The organism is Clostridium sp. DJ247 (assembly GCF_014231265.1).
Map to the genome: position 1 here is coordinate 1 of NZ_JABAIW010000042.1, position 17,851 is coordinate 17,851.

Annotated in this window: 11 protein-coding genes and 5 pseudogenes; 10 read left to right on the forward strand and 6 right to left on the reverse strand. The window is 32.3% G+C overall.

Translation table 11 applies throughout. The features are described 5' to 3' along the window. The first annotated feature begins 965 nt into the window (after nt 1–965). Nucleotides 966–1,103 (forward strand): hypothetical protein, encoded by a 138-nt coding sequence (locus HGI79_RS15855; protein ID WP_185651669.1) that lies wholly within the window; start codon nt 966–968, stop codon nt 1,101–1,103. Between the two features lie 59 nt (nt 1,104–1,162). On the opposite strand, the pseudogene HGI79_RS15860 reads toward HGI79_RS15855, so the two are convergent. Next, nucleotides 1,163–1,429 (reverse strand): annotated as a pseudogene (locus tag HGI79_RS15860) (L,D-transpeptidase). 164 nt (nt 1,430–1,593) lie between these two features. Here HGI79_RS15860 and HGI79_RS15865 point away from each other — a divergent pair. Together HGI79_RS15865 and HGI79_RS15870 are read left to right on the forward strand one after the other, a co-directional pair. Further along, nucleotides 1,594–1,797: pseudogene (locus HGI79_RS15865) on the forward strand (gfo/Idh/MocA family oxidoreductase); the annotation flags it as partial. 230 nt (nt 1,798–2,027) lie between these two features. Next, entirely contained in the window at nt 2,028–2,819 is a 792-nt protein-coding gene (locus HGI79_RS15870; RefSeq protein ID WP_185651670.1) for an HAD family hydrolase, read from the forward strand. Nucleotides 2,820–3,034: 215 nt separating this feature from the next. Here HGI79_RS15870 and HGI79_RS15875 read toward each other — a convergent pair whose 3' ends face one another. Both HGI79_RS15875 and HGI79_RS15880 read right to left on the reverse strand, forming a co-directional pair. Next, the gene (locus tag HGI79_RS15875; protein WP_185651671.1) at nt 3,035–4,120 is read right to left on the reverse strand and encodes a methyl-accepting chemotaxis protein; all 1,086 of its coding nucleotides are present in this window, start codon (nt 4,118–4,120) and stop codon (nt 3,035–3,037) included. A gap of 5 nt (nt 4,121–4,125) precedes the next feature. Beyond that, nucleotides 4,126–5,328, reverse strand: a complete 1,203-nt coding sequence (locus HGI79_RS15880; RefSeq protein ID WP_185651672.1) for a phenylacetate--CoA ligase family protein — start codon at nt 5,326–5,328, stop codon at nt 4,126–4,128. A gap of 567 nt (nt 5,329–5,895) precedes the next feature. On the opposite strand from HGI79_RS15880, the pseudogene HGI79_RS15890 reads away from it, so the two are divergent. After that, a pseudogene (locus HGI79_RS15890) lies at nt 5,896–6,420 on the forward strand (serine hydrolase domain-containing protein); the annotation flags it as partial. A gap of 284 nt (nt 6,421–6,704) precedes the next feature. Here the strand turns inward: HGI79_RS15890 and HGI79_RS15895 are convergent. Beyond that, complete coding sequence (locus tag HGI79_RS15895) at nt 6,705–7,265, reverse strand: flavin reductase family protein (RefSeq protein ID WP_185651673.1); 561 nt, start codon at nt 7,263–7,265, stop codon at nt 6,705–6,707. An 81-nt stretch (nt 7,266–7,346) separates the two neighbouring features. Here HGI79_RS15895 and HGI79_RS15900 point away from each other — a divergent pair, with 81 nt between their 5' ends. The 3 genes from HGI79_RS15900 (at nt 7,347) to HGI79_RS15910 (ending at nt 9,989) form a co-directional block, all read left to right on the forward strand. Further along, the gene (locus tag HGI79_RS15900) at nt 7,347–8,561 is read left to right on the forward strand and encodes an AAA family ATPase (protein WP_185651674.1); all 1,215 of its coding nucleotides are present in this window, start codon (nt 7,347–7,349) and stop codon (nt 8,559–8,561) included. A gap of 201 nt (nt 8,562–8,762) precedes the next feature. Next, nucleotides 8,763–8,915: a nitroreductase family protein gene (locus tag HGI79_RS15905; protein ID WP_395939553.1), complete on the forward strand. Its 153-nt coding sequence runs from the start codon at nt 8,763–8,765 to the stop codon at nt 8,913–8,915. Nucleotides 8,916–9,227: 312 nt separating this feature from the next. Further along, nucleotides 9,228–9,989 carry a zinc dependent phospholipase C family protein gene (locus HGI79_RS15910; protein WP_185651675.1) on the forward strand — a complete coding sequence of 254 codons (762 nt, stop codon included), beginning with the start codon at nt 9,228–9,230 and terminating at the stop codon, nt 9,987–9,989. Nucleotides 9,990–10,332: 343 nt separating this feature from the next. Here the strand turns inward: HGI79_RS15910 and HGI79_RS22905 are convergent. Beyond that, a pseudogene (locus HGI79_RS22905) lies at nt 10,333–10,434 on the reverse strand (VOC family protein); the annotation flags it as partial. Between the two features lie 15 nt (nt 10,435–10,449). Then, on the reverse strand, nt 10,450–10,989 hold the full coding sequence (locus HGI79_RS15920; protein WP_185651676.1) for a DUF4865 family protein: 540 nt from the start codon (nt 10,987–10,989) through the stop codon (nt 10,450–10,452). A 188-nt stretch (nt 10,990–11,177) separates the two neighbouring features. Between HGI79_RS15920 and HGI79_RS15925 the strand changes: the two are divergent. The 3 genes and pseudogenes from HGI79_RS15925 to polC form a co-directional block, all read left to right on the forward strand. Next, a pseudogene (locus tag HGI79_RS15925) lies at nt 11,178–11,285 on the forward strand (LysR family transcriptional regulator); the annotation flags it as partial. A gap of 152 nt (nt 11,286–11,437) precedes the next feature. Next, nucleotides 11,438–12,352, forward strand: a complete 915-nt coding sequence (locus tag HGI79_RS15930) for an exopolyphosphatase (RefSeq protein WP_185651677.1) — start codon at nt 11,438–11,440, stop codon at nt 12,350–12,352. 384 nt (nt 12,353–12,736) lie between these two features. Beyond that, nucleotides 12,737–17,083, forward strand: a complete 4,347-nt coding sequence (gene polC / locus HGI79_RS15935) for a DNA polymerase III subunit alpha (protein ID WP_185651678.1) — start codon at nt 12,737–12,739, stop codon at nt 17,081–17,083. Nucleotides 17,084–17,851: the final 768 nt, after the last annotated feature.

Below are 17,851 nucleotides of genomic sequence, written 5' to 3' on the forward strand. Positions count from 1 at the left end.
AACACGACGGTTAAGCTTCACCGTGCCGATGGTACTGCAGGGGAGGCCCTGTGGGAGAGTAGGTCGCTGCTAGGTAATAAGAAAAACGCTAAACATGATGTTTAGCGTTTTTTATTTTATATGGTGTAAGGAATATAAGGACCTATGTTGCATAATTATGTCATTGTGAGACTAAGCTTTAATTTATAAATATATATTCCATATTAAAAGGTACAGAATAAATCTGTACCTTTTTTCAGCATAAAACTAATTTTCTGTATTAGTTGAGATAAGCTAAGTAATTCTAATTCAGAAAAAGTGCTCCGTTAGAAAAGATAATGATGAATATAGCTTAGTAAGATATGCAAATACTAATTTCGAATAACTTAAGGAGGTGCTATAATGGCATTGTTATCCAGGCAGGTCAGCTGCACCAGCAAAACTATCTTTCACTGGTGGATTACCTAGCTCAGGTTAAGGATAGTCAGGGAGGTGTAAATCAGTAATGGATAATAATAGAAGATGCACTGGATATATTCAATAACTATAAGGTACAGCTTCCATAACCTCAAAACGAAGTAATGAAACATTAGCTTTAGAAAAAATTTGTCAATCTCATAGTTTGTTTCGGAAATTGAATAGTTTAAAATATCCTATTTTTACTAAAGTGAGAGGCTATTGTTTGTTCAATTTCCGCATACAAACTTTTTATTTAGGCTATATCTTAAAGAATAACTTGAAACAACTAAATTATCAGGGGCTATAATCACGTTTAGTGGTTGAGCAACAAGATTATTTTCCTTAAGTATAGTCCCGATCCTATATTTCTCTTTAAACTGGATTTCCAATTGTTTTGGAAGTTACCACTAACAAAAGTTCCTGTTGATAATATATTTATCGTCAACAGGAGTTTTTGCATTCTATTTCACAAATCATAAAATGGTAAGGCAATTGTTAATCTAGGAAACGGTATTGTAAATTATCCGATGTCTGTAGAACTTATTGGATCAAAAGTAGAAAATAAATCAAATTTTATGACTGTTGCGTGGATTAGTATGGTGAGTTATAATCTAGCTAAGAGTGCCATAACATTAGAAAATTACCATCTAAAAATAAGAGTATAAAAGAAAATGAATTAATATCGAAATACTCGAAAATAGTAGATAAGATTTCTGTTCAAGGGTCATAATTTACGAAACATCGAATCATCAGAATTGTGAATACAGCCATTAGATACATCTTTACCTATAGGGCTAGGATTGTTAGTTCCGTGAATACCTTAATCTCTGTTAGGTGCATTAAGTCCCATCCATCTTGCACCAAAAGGTCCTCCCGGATTTACAGCTTTATTTATTATTTTAAAGGTACCTTTTGGTGTAGGTGTAGAAGGTTTACCCACTGACATGGTACCCCGGTAAAATATAATAAATATTTTTAAAATCTTCCCTATACAAGTATCTTGTTATAAATGTGAAAATAAATTTTGAAAATTAAATTCAAGTAAAACGAAATTTTATTTCTTATAAAATAGTATTGACGAAAAAATAAACTTACTTTATTATGAAATTATGAAGTGTAAAAAGATTTGATGTTAGTGGCAAACCAACAATTAGAATGATTCAAGTGTCTTTTGGAAGTCTTAAAGAGTATGACGTTAACAATAGATTTTTCAGTCAAGAATTAGCTGGTGGTGAACTTCTTGATATTGGTACCTGTGCTTTATTATTTACTAGGTATTTTCTTTCTAGCCAACCAGAAGAAGTTCTAACAACAGTAAAGAAATTTGAAACTGGTGTAGATGAAGAATCAGGAATAATGGATGAAAATGTTATTAGGGAAGTATTATTAGTAATCATGAACAATCTATAGCAGACGACAAAGTTTAATTCAACAGAAATTTTTGACCATTGACGAGTATATATCTATTTTAGATACTTTAATCACTCATGAGATATGTAAAAAAGTTGTAGAGTTAACTGATAGAGTGTAATCTTTAATTTTGAAGATCATTTGAAATCTAATATATCAAGGGGGAAAGAATAATTAAAATGAGCAGAAAAATGATATTTTTTGATATTGACGGAACTATAATCACTGAACATACCCATATAATTCCAGAAGGAACTGTGAAAGCAATAAAGAAGGCTCGGGAAAATGGTCACTTAGCCTTTATCAATACTGGCAGAACCTTTTTTAATGTAACGGAAAATATTCGCAGCATTGGATTTGATGGATATGTTTGTGGCTGCGGAACTTATATTTATTATAATGGACAACCTCTTTTGGCAAAATCTATTCTTCATGAAACTTGTGTTGAAATTGTAAAAAAGCTTCGTGAATGCAAAATTGAAGGACTTTTCGAAGAGGTAAATAATGTTTTCTTTGATCAAACCAAACCTGCCACTGGTGAATTAGCTAAGGTAAAAGATCACTTTGGCATACAAGGGTTTGACGTTACGAAATCATGGGATGATCCAGACATTGTTTTTGATAAATTTGTTGTATGGATAAATGAGGATAGTGACTTTGAAACATTTTATTCGTATATTACAAAAGATTTTGACTATATTGATCGTGGTAATAATTTTGGAGAAGTAGTTCCTAAAGGATACTCAAAAGCAACTGGAATTAAGTTTCTTCAAGAATACTTCGATATTTCTTTAGAAGATTGTTATGCCATTGGCGATAGCTCAAATGACTTACCCATGCTTGAATATGTTCCTAATAGTATTGCTATGGGAAATAGTACTCCATTTTTATTTGATCTAGTATCATTTGTTACTAAAGATATAGAGGACGATGGAATTGAACATGCATTATCATACTATAAAATTATTTAATTAATAATTTAGAGAATAGAATGGGAGTCATGAAGCTGCTGAAATCTGAGTATGATAATGGATACTGTCATAGAAGAGTTTAAAACAGTTAGTTGCATTGGTGAAAAAACGCCCAATGGTTTTCACCAATGAACCCCATAAATACATAAAAACAAACCTGTCCACAAATACTTCATGAAACAGATTTGTTAAAGAATCTTTATAAATCTCAAGTGTTAACTCATATCTTTTATTGTTCTGTCAATATTATTAATAACTTCAATTTCTGTTTTAATTATTTCGGATGTTTTCTGTATCTTAGCTACTCCACCATCTTGAACCTTTCTCGTGAACTCTATTAGCTTAATAATTTCTCCAGTTGAAGAAGATACTTGTTCAGCATTACAAGCTAATTCTTGAATTCTACCATCAACATTATAAATTGATTCAGAAACTTTTCCAAAAGAATCTCCTGCTGAGTTAACTGAATTAATTCCTGTTTTTATGTCTTGAATACTTATATTCATTGAGTTAACAGCTTCTTTTGTTTTACTTTGAATGTTCTCAATTAGTATACTTATTTGTTGAGCAGATTGAGAGGATTGTTCTGCTAATTTTCGCACTTCTTCTGCCACAACAGAAAATCCACGACCAGTTTCTCCAGCTCTAGCAGCTTCAATGGCGGCGTTTAATGCTAATAAATTAGTTTGGCTGGAAATCCCTGTAATAATACCGACAATTGTATTAATTTCTGTGGAAAAGGTCTCTAATTCATGTATGGTTGTATAAAGTCCGCTAATTTTAATATCAATTGACTTCATTTGCTCCATGGCTTTATTTATTGCCTGCTGTCCTGCTGAGGCTGAAATAGAAGTTTCACTTACTAACTCTGAAGCATACTGAATATTTTGTGCAGTTTCTTTAACGCCAAGTAATATATCATCCATTGCATTAGTACTCTTATTAACATTTTGAGATTGGAGTTGTGCTCCCTTCATTGTATCTTCCATTAAAGTATTTAGTTCATTAATTAATTCTGCAGCTTTCGTTGATTGGACTGATAAGTCATTAAATTTATTGTATATCTTGGGTGATTCTACTGTGCTTGATATAAGACTTTTGTTATAGAGTATAATAATTGCCGAAACAAGTCTTCCTATTAACCCTTTTTGTCTTATATTTAAAGAATCTATATTAAAATTATTAAGTCCTGACTCCAGTTGCTTTATTATTTTTCGTAATGGACTAATAATTTTAATATAGGTTCCAATTACTAGAACTATTAGAATAATAATAGCAGCGATTAAAGTAAATTCTATCATTGAATCTATTCTCCTCTTAAACTATTTTCATGTTTAACCATGTAACTGAACTTGGCGTAAGCTGGTTTATTAATTAAACTCTCTTCAGCAATTAGTTCTGTATATTTAGCAACAACTGTAACTCCTAATTTACCTGACAGGTATTCACTAATGTCTTTTTCAGTAAAATTTAAGTCCGAAGATTTTTTGCTTAACTGATATTCGAATAACAAACAATCTTCATAAACATTTATTCTCCATAAAAAAGGAACTGTAGGCATAGAATAAATTGAAGTTTGTACATCTTCAAAAGTAAACTGCTTGTCTTTAATGCGAATTAAATCATCCTCTCTACCGTAGTGAATAAGAATCGGTGAGTTATCACCACAATCGCAATTAAAGTTATCTCTAATTTCAATTATGTCATGATTAAAATATTTTAATAGAGGCATTCCCTCTCTTGCAGAAGAAAGTACACAATAACCCTTTTGGTTAGCACCTAATGGCCTGTAATAACTATCCACTGTTTCTATTTTAACCTTGGGATGATTAATGTGATAATGTCCATTTTTACAGGTCATAAATAAACCGCCTGTTTCCGTAGAACCAAATAAGCAAAACACTGGAACTCCCCAAAGCTTCTCTAAATATTTTTTTCTAGCATCACTAATCAATTCTCCGGCTAAAAGTAAAGCTCTTAGATTAGGAGTTGGTAAATTGATTCCTTTTCGATAAGCAGCTTCTGCAATAATTTCAGCTTCCGAAGGGAGCATTGCAATTATTGTAGGATGCGCTCTTGTTATAATCTCAACTACTCTAGCGTGAGGAACGATGGAAGTTGCTTTGCTTACAGCAATGTGTCCAGCTTTAACCTTTTGGCAAGCCCAAAATAAAATAAATGATGGAACAGCTAAAGCGAATGGAAACCTATTTAATAATAAATCTTGAGAACAAAGTTTCAAATCAGAATTGATAACAACTTCTGCCTCTTGGTCAGAATCTTTAAAGCTATACCAGCTTGGTGTAGGCGTTCCTGTTGTTCCGCTTGTTTCATGGTATGTGGCTATTTCATTAAAATCAATTCCCATTAAATCGTAAGCATTACATTCTCTAAGCTCTTGCTTACTAGTAATGGGGATATCATCCCACATTTCTAAATTTAATCCTCGAAGTTTGTTTTGGTAAAATTTTGACTTTAACGCTGATTTTATTAACTCTTCGTCTTTCATCTGACAAATCCCCCCTCTAATGTAAAATATAATATTTAATTAAATTATACTTCAGATAAAATATTATAGTCAATAGTTTTCCTAATCTACTATTGTAAGTTAGTTTTGGAAATGTGTGTTATAACATTTTACACTTATTTGATTTAGTTCGATATTAAAAGGTGATATTAAGAAAGAAAATTTGTGATTTTAAATATAATATTACTTTCGACAGAAGCATAAATTTGAGAAGAGATTATTTATTATATTGAAAACAAGGTCAAATATGTAGGTGGAGGGGCTGACTTTTATGATTTAGAACATAGACCTTGTATTTTTGATAATAAAGGATTATTCAAAGATGTATTATATGTATGTATAGTAAAGTTTGATTGTAAAATAGCTGTGAAACATGGATGGAATAAGCTTGAAGGTCTTTTTACTGTTGAAGAATCGAGAGATAACATTTAAGCAAGATTAGATTCTCGTAGTGCTTTTGATATAAATCAAGGATAAGCTCATGTTACTTAAGTCAGGTGTTAAAATGATTCTTTAATTAAATCTTAAAAACTACTAAAGTATTCCACCGCAGGGGCGCACCTGCTTTCAACCATCATCACTCGTAGCACAGGAAAAAGTGCCCGTGAGTTTGCCAATGAACGCTTATTTAAACCCATCGGCATGAAAGAAATACCGGATTATGAAATGAAATCATTTGGGTTTGAGGATTTATTCGGGAAAAATGTGAAAGGATGGGTTAAAGACCCAAACAGTAACTCTACAGGAGGATGGGGACTTACGCTAACTCCCCGTGATATGGCACGTTTTGGTTTTCTATATCTGAACCGCGGCATTTGGGACAATAATCAGATTATTTCCAAGACATGGATTGACGAATCAACAGCTATAAACTCCAATAAATACGGTTATCTATGGTGGTTACACGAAGAGGAGGTCGTTTTTGCATACTTAGCACTAGGCGATGGCGGTAATGTCATTTGTTGCATTCCAGAAAAAGACCTAGTCGTAGCAATTGCATCAGAATTCATCATTAATCCTCGTGATAGGTGGACACTGATTAAGGAACGTATTATCCCGGCTGTAATAGACTAAACTTATTACCGCCAAGTCTGGCAAAGATGAGAGTAGAAAAATTCGAATTGTTAGAAACCTTAGCTTATGGGCGATGGGAAATAGATTGGAACAATACAATTTTTCCGAAATAATTAATGCGTCTTTTTTCGAGCACGGCGGCATAGGGAGGTTGCTACCGTGCTTTATTTTAATATTGTTTTAACAGTTTTCTATTTATTAGAAGATGTTTTAACTAAAAATAATTAATCTTCTCAGATGCTGCTAAGCAAGCTATTTCGTAATAAGTATAACCATACCATTGCTTATGAATCCTTATATTCTTTTCCAATGTTCCAGCATTTTGCAACTACATCACCTGTTCTTAAATATGTTTTTGTTGGCATTTCAAATAATAACGGTCTTACCTTTTCATAATTTATGTTTCCATTTTCATCTAACTTATCTTCTTCCACATGAGTATGAATAACTTTTAAGATAAAATTATCGTAATCTTTAGTATCATAAATATCTACTACCTCACACTCCATTGAAAGTGGTGAGTTATCGATTATTGGAACATTTTTCAGTTCTCCCATATGGTATTTAAACACTTGCGATTTATCAACTGATTTACCTGATACAATTCCTACATAATCTGCTTCTACCAGCATATCTTCACTTACTAAATTAACAGATATTGTTTTATTCTCTTTAATACCTTGATTCGTATAATGTGATTTTCTTGAGCTAATCATAATAGAATCTAGTCCTATGATTCCTATATGCGCGATATTAATCCAATTTACTTTATCTCCAATCACCGTTCCTACAATCGTTGAAGGGGTTGGGTAAAGGGCTACTACTGACCCAATATTTTTTTTCATTGTTTTATTCCTCCTAGTGTAATCATTATTACTCTTACTTATTAAATTAATTCATGTTATTATTCTAACAGTAATTTTTATTTGATCAAGAATGCACTTTTTTGTAATATACTACCCAAAAAGAAAGTAAGTGTAAGTACTGTAGGCTTAGATGAATTTAAAAATGAAATGAAAGCTATTGCCAGGTTTGCTGATTACAGCAAGAGAATAAAAAAGGAGTTCAATACAAAAGTTATGTTTCCTTATCATTATGTTTTTACTATTGATCCAGGAATGGGCATAACCTCTATATTAAAGCTTATGGCAGAATATCTTAATAAACTAGATATTATAAATTCCTCTAGTGTTATAGAATACAAGAGAACTATAACTTCCGAAGCAAATGAAGAAATTAAAAATGGACATTTTAAAGCAGTTAAAGACTATGGAATAGTAGCAATTGATATAAGGTCACATCTTGATGATACAGAATCTTATTTCAATAAACTTATGGATATATTATGGGAGTTTAGAGGGAAAGTAGTATTTGTATTTATAAATAGCTGCAGAGACGAATTAAAGTTAAAGAGTCTTTTAGAAAAAATAAAAAGCAAAGTAAACTGTCATCATATTGATTTTAAGCCTTATACAAATGAAGAATTGTTTGAAATTACAGACAGGCTTCTAGATAAACAGGGTTTTCGGCTAGATGTACAGGCAAAGGAGTATTTTCAAAGAAGAATAGATATTGAAAAGGAAAGAGGAAGTTTTGCAAATATAAGGACTATCCACAAGATAATTGATGAGGTTTGGGTGGAGAAACTATTCAGGCTGGATGAGATGAATATGAATGAGACTTATGATATTTTGACTGCAGAAGATTTTAGGGCAGTGGAAGATGATACTGATGTAATAAAAAAGGATATATGGGACGAGTTAAATGAAATTGTAGGGCTTGATGAGGTAAAGAAAAGAATAAAAGAAATAGTAGCAAGTACACGGGTAAAAAAGAAATTAAGAGAAATAGGAATAGTAGAGGAAAATAGCTGCTATCATATGTTCTTTTTAGGAAATCCAGGTACAGGAAAGACAACTGTAGCAAGAATACTTGGGAGAATATTTAAAGAAATAGGTATACTTGACAAGGGGGAAGTGCATGAGGTAAGCCGTGAAGGTCTCGTAGGAAAGTTTGTAGGACAGACTGCACCTAAAGTGAGAGAAAAGGTAAAAGAGGCTTTAGGATCCATTCTTTTTATAGACGAAGCCTATAGCATTTTCGGTGGAGAGGATAATGATAGAGTAGTTTCGTGCTTTTAAACTTAGTTTACTAAAAGTAATTTAGTATTTAAATGTACTGCTTATTCCTAAATTACTTATTACGAACCTTGAGGTGAGGGGTATTACATTGGTGAAGTAGTTATTGAAGATGAATTAACCGGCTATAAATTAATTCGTTAACGTAATTTTATACGTCAAATAAAAGCTATAAAGATAACTTTTATTTTAGGAGGACTAATCATGGATACAATAAAAGTAATAGAAGAACGGAGAAGTATAAGAAAGTTTCAAAATAAAATAGTACCAAAAGAAACAATAGAAAGATTATTAGAATTAGCAACTAAAGCACCTTCAGGTAAAAATCGTCAACCATGGAGATTTGTTCTTGGCTAAACCGCAAAGATGAACTTGTGGCAGCAGTGGCTATAGGTTATCCAAACCAATCTCCATATCCACGTCCATGAAAGTTACTGCAAGAAGTTACAGAATGGATATATTAGGATAGATATAATGCATATATAGCACGCAGTATTCTTATATTGTAAAGCTGGAAATTAGAAATTGTAGCATATATTGGTTTATAGTAGAGCTACAGTCTGTCCTATGGATATAGGTATAGTTCTGATAACAAACTTTTATGAATAATAGTTAAAGTTTGTGTTTATAATAATTTAGAGTTTAAATATATTTATAGGGATGATAATTATGGACGCTTTAGAAAAATCTTATTCATATGTATTTAAAAATATATTAAAAGCTGTAAATCCTGTAAAGAAGAGAATAATGAAAGCTGAGTGTATGGTTCATAAATTTATAAATAGTCAGTCTTTAATAGTATTAAAAAATGATGGACATATGGAAGCGTATAAACTTATGAAATCATATATAAGTGATATTAATGCAGGAGTAGTTTGGGCTGATCAGGATTTAAAAAGTAGTAATCATTTTTATAACCCATATAAGAACAAGGGATTATACGGTAATAGTGATGCAAAAAAAGAATGCATATCTTACTATACTAGAGCATTAAATGAATATTTCCATGGTGACATTAAAAATTCAATGTTCTATTTAGGTGCTGCTTGTCATTTAATTCAAGACTTAACAGTTCCTCAGCATGCTAATGTTCACTTATTAAATAATCATAGAAGCTATGAAAAATGGGTAATTAGAACTCATATACTTCATGATGAGTTTAAAATCGAAGAAGGGGGAATATATTTTAATTCTTTAAAACAGTATATTGATTTTAATAGCAAAGAAGCGATAAATATATACAGAAAGCATTCGCATGTGAAAAATAGACATATTAGGTTTCAGATAATTACTTCAATGGTTTTAACAATGGCTCAAGCTACTACCGCAGGTTTGATGTTTAAGTTCTATAAAGATATACAAGAAATCAAGCCTATTATAATTACAGAGCATAAAAAGCAGTTTGAAAGTATAGTAAGCAAGTTATTATAGGAAATATAGTGACTTTTTTAACTTAAACATTGGGTATTAATAAAAATTATTTACACAATCTTACTTTATGGATAATTAGAAGGAATGACTTTCATTGATTTAAGTTCATTCCTTCTAATTAGAATTTAGTCATCAAGGCAAGCAGAAATCATAATCTTAACCTCACCCTGCTGGAGCAAGAGAGTCAAGAGAAGAAGGTTGGCGTAGAGTAGTATTTGTAGGTCCCGATGGAGAACTGATAGAATTTAGAGGATAACTATGTCACATTGTTTTTAAATTGTAGTATATACTGTAGTTGAAAACTCTTACTTTAATAATATAGGTAAGAGTTTTCATTTCACTAATAGTCTCTCCAAAAATCATCAGTGTTTAAAAATAGAAAAACCATACTGCCCGCCTGGTAACCTATAAATAGTTCTTGTTCGGGTTTAGATGACCTAGTAAGATATTGAGAAACCTTTTATTGTGATATATGAAGTATATCATAAATTACACCTTTTTCTGCTTTTACTTTGTTTGAATCATCTATAAAATAAAACACAGTATATTTCCATTTATCTGGACTATAAATAACTATATATTCTGTATTATCAATCTTAGGAATATCTTTTTCTATTTTATCTTTAAAGTTATTTAAACTCTCTTGTGGTTCAATATCTCTTGTGATTTCAAATAGATATTTGGTATCTTTAATTTTACATGTTGTTATATCAATTAAAGGTATTCCTATATTTATTTGTTGCCATCCAAAAGAATTTATTATATTGTCATAGAATCCATTAAATAAGAATTTGTTTAGTCCGTTACTATCCTTCCAAAGATACAAAGGAGCATAACTATTCTGCAGATTATTATTTTCGCCTTTTTTTGTTATTAGATATAGTTTAAACTTTAAATCATAAAATCCATCTGTTTTATGACCATTATTTTTAACTCTGTTTCTGATTATATTCATATCATAGTCACTTGGTAATATAATCTTATATTGTGTCGCTATCATTTGATAACCACTCCTTTTTTATATTCTTAAAGTTATCTTTAGATTTATTATATATTAGCTTAAAGAATGTGAATAATAGTTATAAATCATAGCAAATATTAATTAAAGTAATACCAAGATGAGTAAATAGTAATAGTGAAAATATGTTAAAATTATAATTACTACAAAGTAAAGAAGGTAATAAAACTATGGAAAGTAATGATTTGAGAATATTTCAAATGGTAGCATATGAAAATTCTATTTCTAAAGCGGCTTTAAAAATGGGATATGTTCAATCAAACGTAATGATTCAAATTTAAATGATTTAGTTAATAATTTCATTAATATCCTTTCAGAAGTATAAAATTTGAATTTTATTTTACATTAATAATACTTTATCATTGAATTATGAAAAAATTACCCATATAATTAATATATCAAAACTTAGCTTATATAAAGGGGGATACATATGAGACTTATTACTCGTTCTGATTTTGATGGATTAGCTTGTGCTGTTATATTAAAAAAACTTGGGATTATAGATAGTTACAAATTTGCTCACCCAAAAGACTTACAAGATGGATTAGTTGAAGTAAATAGTAATGATGTTTTAGCTAACGTTCCATATGTTAAAGGTTGTGGATTATGGTTTGACCATCACTCTAGTGAACATGAACGTTTATCATCAGATTTAGTATTTGAAGGTGAAAGCCGCCTTGCACCAAGTGCTGCAAGAGTTGTTTATGAATACTATGGTGGTAAGGAAAAAATGCCTTTCTTTGAAGAAATGGTAACTCAAGTTGACAAAGTTGATTCTGGTCAATTAAGTATAGATGAAATTCAAAATTCAAAAGGTTGGATTTTACTTGGTTTTGTAATGGATCCAAGAACTGGTCTTGGAAGATTTAGAGACTTTAGAATTAGTAATTATCAACTTATGGAAGAATTAATTGATTACTGTAGCTCATTGACAATTGATGAAATTCTTCAATTAGAGGATGTTGTGGAAAGAGTAAATTTATATTTTGAACAAAATGAATTGTTTAAAAATATGATTAAAAATCATACTAAAGTAGATGGAAATGTTATAATAACTGATTTAAGAAGTGTTGAAACTATATATACTGGTAATAGATTCTTAATTTATAGCTTATATCCTGAACAAAATGTATCAATATGGCTAGTTGATGGAAGAAATAAACAAAACTGTTCCTTTGCCGTTGGATACAGCATTATAAATAAGACATGTAAATCTAATATTGGCTCTTTAATGCTTAAATATAATGGTGGTGGTCACCCAAAGGTAGGCACATGCCAAGTTGATTACGATTCTGCTGATAAAGTTTTAAGTGAATTAGTATCAGAGTTAAAAAACAATAGATAAATATATATTATTTAAAATAAAAAAATTGAGAAAAAATCTCAATTTTTTTACTCTATAGGAATTTATAAAAAATTTAAATCTGTGTATAACTTGTGGTAATATTAATATATGAATACGGAAAAGATAACTATTAAAGAGATATTAATTAAAAAATAGAATAGTAAAAGAAAGGATATGCCTGTTATGGTATGTCCTAATTGTAATGCAGGTTTTTATTATGTTGGAAATGTTGAAAATGTTATATAGAATAAATACAAAGGAGGTATAGAGACAGTTTTTATAAAGGAATGCCTCTATACGTCTTTTTCCTATATGACAAAGCATAAGACTATCTTATATAATAGTAATGTACTAAAAATTTTTGAGAGAAGGTTAAAGAACAAGATGAAAAGAATAAATGAAATTTTTAGTGATTATGAAGCAGGGGGTAACATAAATACTGCCATCGTAGAAGAGGTAGTCTTAAGTAAAAAAACTAAAACCCTGGAAATGAAAATCAGCTCAGATAAATATATTGAAATAAGAGAATTTGAAGGACTTAATAAGTTTATAAGAGAAAGATTTGCCTTACAAGATTCTATAGTCACTGTAAAGTATGCTGATGGAACGAATAAAAAGCCCATAGAAAAGGAACTCAAAAATATTCTATTTTCGGTGGCGGATAAATATCCTGCCTTAAAAGCAGTGATGAGTAATAGTGAGTACGAAGTGGATAAAAGTACCATAAATTTTAATTTTAAAGTTGCGGTATCAAGCTTTTTAAAATCCATGGATTATGATAAAAAAATCCATAAGGCTATAAAAGACCTGTACGGCACAGCATATAAAGTAAATTTTGTTGATAAGCTAAGCGGTGAAGAATTATTAAGGATGGCAGAGGGTACACGTGCAAATGAAATGCTGTTTATTCAAAAGGAAGTTAAAGCCGCACCAAGCAATAATACCCCTAAATTGCCTAAGGAAGCTGCAGAAAAAAAACAGGAAATAAAAGCAGAAACCGATGGGAAAAAAGTTGATCCATTCTTGATATTAGGAAGAAGCACTAAAATTAAGGAACCAGTAATAAAAATTACTGATATTACACCAGATGAGGGAAGGATAGCTTTAGCGGGGGAAATATCCAATATGGAAGCAAAGGAATTAAAAAGCGGAAAAACATTAGTTTCCTTTGATTTATATGACGGCTCAAGCTCCATGACCTGTAAGGCCTTCTTGAAGCCCGGTGAAGATGGTGAGGTATTATCCAAACTTAAAAAGGCTAAGGGTGTTAGGCTTGTGGGAAATGCAGGCTATAGCCAGTTTTCCGGGGAAGTTGAGATGATTGCCAATACTATAATAGAAACAGAAGGCATGAAGAAGGCTAAGAGGCAGGATAATGCTGAGGTTAAGAGGGTAGAGCTGCACATGCATACACAAATGAGTCAGATGGATGCTATGACCAGTGCCTCTGATTTAATTAAAAGAGCCATGAGCTGGGGCATGAAATCCATCGCCATAACTGACCATGGAGTGGTGCAGGCTTTTCCTGAGGCACATAAGCTCTTGGGAAGAGATAATCCCGATATGAAGGTTATATATGGAGTGGAGGCCTATTTGGCACCGGATAAAAAGCCTTCTGTAACAAATCCTAAGGGGCAAAGTATTGATACCACTTACTGTGTACTAGATTTAGAAACCACAGGTTTTTCACCAGTAACAGAAAAAATTACTGAAATAGGAATCATGAAATTTAAAGATGGAAAGGTAATAGATCGATTCAGCTGCTTTGTAAATCCTGAAAAGCCTATTCCAGCAAAGGTTATAGAAGTTACCAATATAACTGATGATATGGTAAGGGATGCAGAAACTATTGATAAGGTATTTCCTAAAATGCTAGATTTTATTGAGGGAAGTGTCTTGGTTGCCCATAATGCTGGATTTGATATAAACTTCTTAAAGCATAATGCTAGAGTCTTAGGCTATGACTTTGATTTTACATATGTGGATACCTTGTCCTTAGCACAAGAGATCTTCCCAGATTTTAAAACCTATAAATTAGGAAGAATTGCTAAAAACCTTGGCATAAAGGTGGAAGTTGCCCACAGAGCCTTAGATGACGTGGATACCACCGTTAAGGTGTTTAAGATAATGCTTGAAAAGCTAAAGGAAAGAGGCGCAGAAACCCTTGAAGATATAGATATATACGGTTCTGACGAGGTGGCCAAGAAGGAAGAGTATAAAAAGCTTAAAACCTACCATGCAATAATATTGGCAAAGGATTATGTAGGATTAAAGAATTTATATAGGTTGGTATCTTACTCAAGTTTAGATTACTTTTATAAAAAGCCCCGTATATTAAAGAGCATGTTTAAAAAATATTCTGAGGGCTTAATTCTTGGAAGTGCCTGCAGTGAAGGGGAGTTGTATCAAGCAATACTCCTTGGAAAATCCGATGAGGAAATTGAAGCCATTGCAGAGGAATATGATTATTTGGAAATCCAGCCTCTAGGGAATAATGAATATTTAGTAAGGCAAGAGAAGGTACCAAATAGAGAGTATCTAAAAGAAATCAATAGAAAAATTGTAGCCTTAGGTGAAAAACTAAATAAGCCAGTAGTGGCCGCGGGAGATGTTCATTTTATGGATCCAGAGGATGAGATATACAGGCGTATACTAGAGGCAGGACAGGGATTTAAGGATGCAGATGATCAGGCTCCCTTATATTTAAGAACCACCGAGGAGATGTTTAAGGAATTTTCATATTTGGGAGAGGAAAAGGCTTATGAGGTGGTGGTAACAAACACAAATATGATATCAGATATGTGTGAGCAGATCAGTCCTATTTCACCGGAAAAAGCCACACCACACATAGATGGCTGTGAGCAGACCATTAAGGATATTACCTATGGGAAGGCCCACGAGCTATATGGGGACCCGCTTCCTGAAATTATTCAGTCTAGACTGGATAGGGAGCTGGATTCCATTATAAAAAATGGTTTCTCCGTAATGTATATTATAGCTCAAAAGCTGGTTTGGAAATCAAATGAGGATGGCTATCTGGTAGGTTCCAGAGGTTCTGTTGGTTCCTCTGTTGTTGCATACATGACCGGTATAACGGAGGTAAATGCTTTGCCGCCTCATTACAGGTGTCCCGGCTGCAAGTATTCAGACTTTACGGATTATGGCATTAAAAACGGCTTTGACTTGCCGGATAAGCTTTGTCCTGTTTGTGGAGAAAAGCTGGCTAAGGATGGAATAGATATTCCCTTCGAAACTTTCTTGGGCTTCAATGGAGATAAGGAGCCGGATATAGACTTAAACTTCTCGGGGGAATATCAGGCAAAGGCCCATAAATATACAGAGGTTATCTTTGGAAAGGGCACAACCTTTAAGGCTGGAACCATAGGTACCATAGCTGAAAAAACAGCCTTCGGATACGTGAAAAAGTATTTTGAGGAGAAAAACCTTACAGTAAACAAGGCGGAAATCCTTAGAATTTCAAAAGGCTGTACAGGTATAAAAAGAACCTCAGGACAGCACCCTGGTGGAATCATAGTAGTACCTAAGGGAAGAGAAATTTTTGAATTCTGCCCCGTGCAGCATCCTGCTGATGATCCAACTTCAGATATTATAACAACACATTTTGACTATCACTCCATTGACCAGAATCTATTGAAGCTAGACATACTGGGTCATGACGATCCGACAGTTATAAGGATGCTGCAGGATTTAACGGAAGTGGATCCTAAAACCATACCTATGGATGATAAGGACACCATGTCTATATTTTCATCCACGGAAGCTCTGGGAGTAACGCCGCAGCAGATAAATTCCAAGGTAGGAACCTTTGGTATTCCTGAATTTGGTACTAAGTTCGTAAGAGGAATGCTTTTAGATACAATGCCAAAAGCCTTTTTTGATTTAATATGTATATCAGGACTTTCCCACGGTACTGACGTATGGCTGGGAAATGCTAAGGACTTAATTGATGAAGGAACAGTAACCTTAAATGAGGCAGTGTGTACCAGAGATGATATCATGGTTTATCTTATTAAAAAAGGTCTGCCGCCAAATACAGCCTTTAAGATAATGGAGACGGTGCGTAAGGGAAAGGCACTAAAGGATGCTAAATTTCCAGAGTATGAGGCTTTAATGAGGGAGTGCGGGGTACCGGAATGGTACATAGGTTCATGTAAAAAGATTAAATACATGTTCCCTAAGGCCCATGCGGCTGCTTACGTAATGATGGCCTTCAGAATAGCCTGGTTTAAGGTCCACATACCTAAGGCATATTACGCAGCATACTTCACTATTAGAGCAAAGGCCTTTGACGCAGAATTTATGATATTTGGAAAAGAAAAGGTTAAAGAAAAAATGAAGGAAATTGAAATGATGGGGAATCAAGCCGCTCCTAAGGATAAGGATATGTACGATGACTTGGAATTGGTCTTGGAAATGTACGAGAGAGGCCTTAAATTCCTTCCCATTGATTTATATAAATCCCATGCAACTAAATTCCAGATAGAGGAAGATGGCTTAAGGCCACCTATAAACAGTATATCTGGCATGGGTAACGTAGCAGCAGAAGGTATATACAACGCAGCACAAGAAAAACCTTTTGGCTCCATAGAGGATGTAAGGAAACGTGCTAAGATTGGAAACGCTGCTATAGATTTACTTAAGAAATTTGGCTGCTTAAAAGGTCTTCCGGAAAGTGATCAAGTGTGCTTTTTTGATGTAATCTTAGGATAGATATCTATATTAGCTTATGAAGTACCATATTATTTCAGAGATAAGAGAAAAAATAATTTATTGAAAGATTCAAATTAAACTGATAAGGTAAGCTGAAAATTTTCACATCACATTTAAGTGCCAAATCTAAATTAAAAGAATAATATCTATGCATAGGTATAATGTACGAGGTATTATTAAAAGTGAAAGTTATCATAGAAACATTTTTCTATGGTAACTTTCTTAATTTTTTGATGCGGGTATGAGATCAGTTGGTTTACCGACTAACGTGATACCCACATCAAATATATTAGGCAAATATTATAATTATGTAAATTCATTGGATACATTACATGGCATTGGTGGCAAAATAGAAACTACAACCACGTCAAACCATTGAAAGCACTAGCTTTAAGTGATTGTTGTTCATTAATAAAATAAAAAATGTCCAAGCTAATATAAAAGAATTATATTAGTTAAAGCAGTATAAATGCTCTTTATATTATTTAACTTTTATACAAAAACTAATGTAAATTGATACAGACTAAAATCATAGGAATAGCTTTCTGCAGAGGTTTATCGGTAAATGGGTATAAATTTGATATGGATAAAATATAAGCGGTTACTAACTAATCACATTGAAAGTTGTTAAACGATTATTTTCAAGTGAAGTGCATTGTTAATTCGGTGTAAATTATCTTAGGTAGTTACAAAATATTACAGATTTTTCAAAAAAACTACAGTAATATGGATTTGCATATTTAATTATGTATTGTGGTGGTCTGGTTA

Coding starts and splice junctions, on each gene's coding strand:
- HGI79_RS15905 (WP_395939553.1), top strand. CDS start 8,763: ATGGATACAATAAAAGTAATAGAAGAACGGAGAAGTATAAGAAAGTTT.
- HGI79_RS15930 (WP_185651677.1), top strand. CDS start 11,438: ATGAGACTTATTACTCGTTCTGATTTTGATGGATTAGCTTGTGCTGTT.
- HGI79_RS15880 (WP_185651672.1), bottom strand. CDS start 5,328: ATGAAAGACGAAGAGTTAATAAAATCAGCGTTAAAGTCAAAATTTTAC.
- HGI79_RS15855 (WP_185651669.1), top strand. CDS start 966: ATGTCTGTAGAACTTATTGGATCAAAAGTAGAAAATAAATCAAATTTT.
- HGI79_RS15875 (WP_185651671.1), bottom strand. CDS start 4,120: ATGATAGAATTTACTTTAATCGCTGCTATTATTATTCTAATAGTTCTA.
- HGI79_RS15920 (WP_185651676.1), bottom strand. CDS start 10,989: ATGATAGCGACACAATATAAGATTATATTACCAAGTGACTATGATATG.
- HGI79_RS15870 (WP_185651670.1), top strand. CDS start 2,028: ATGAGCAGAAAAATGATATTTTTTGATATTGACGGAACTATAATCACT.
- HGI79_RS15910 (WP_185651675.1), top strand. CDS start 9,228: ATGGACGCTTTAGAAAAATCTTATTCATATGTATTTAAAAATATATTA.
- polC (WP_185651678.1), top strand. CDS start 12,737: ATGAAAAGAATAAATGAAATTTTTAGTGATTATGAAGCAGGGGGTAAC.
- HGI79_RS15895 (WP_185651673.1), bottom strand. CDS start 7,265: ATGAAAAAAAATATTGGGTCAGTAGTAGCCCTTTACCCAACCCCTTCA.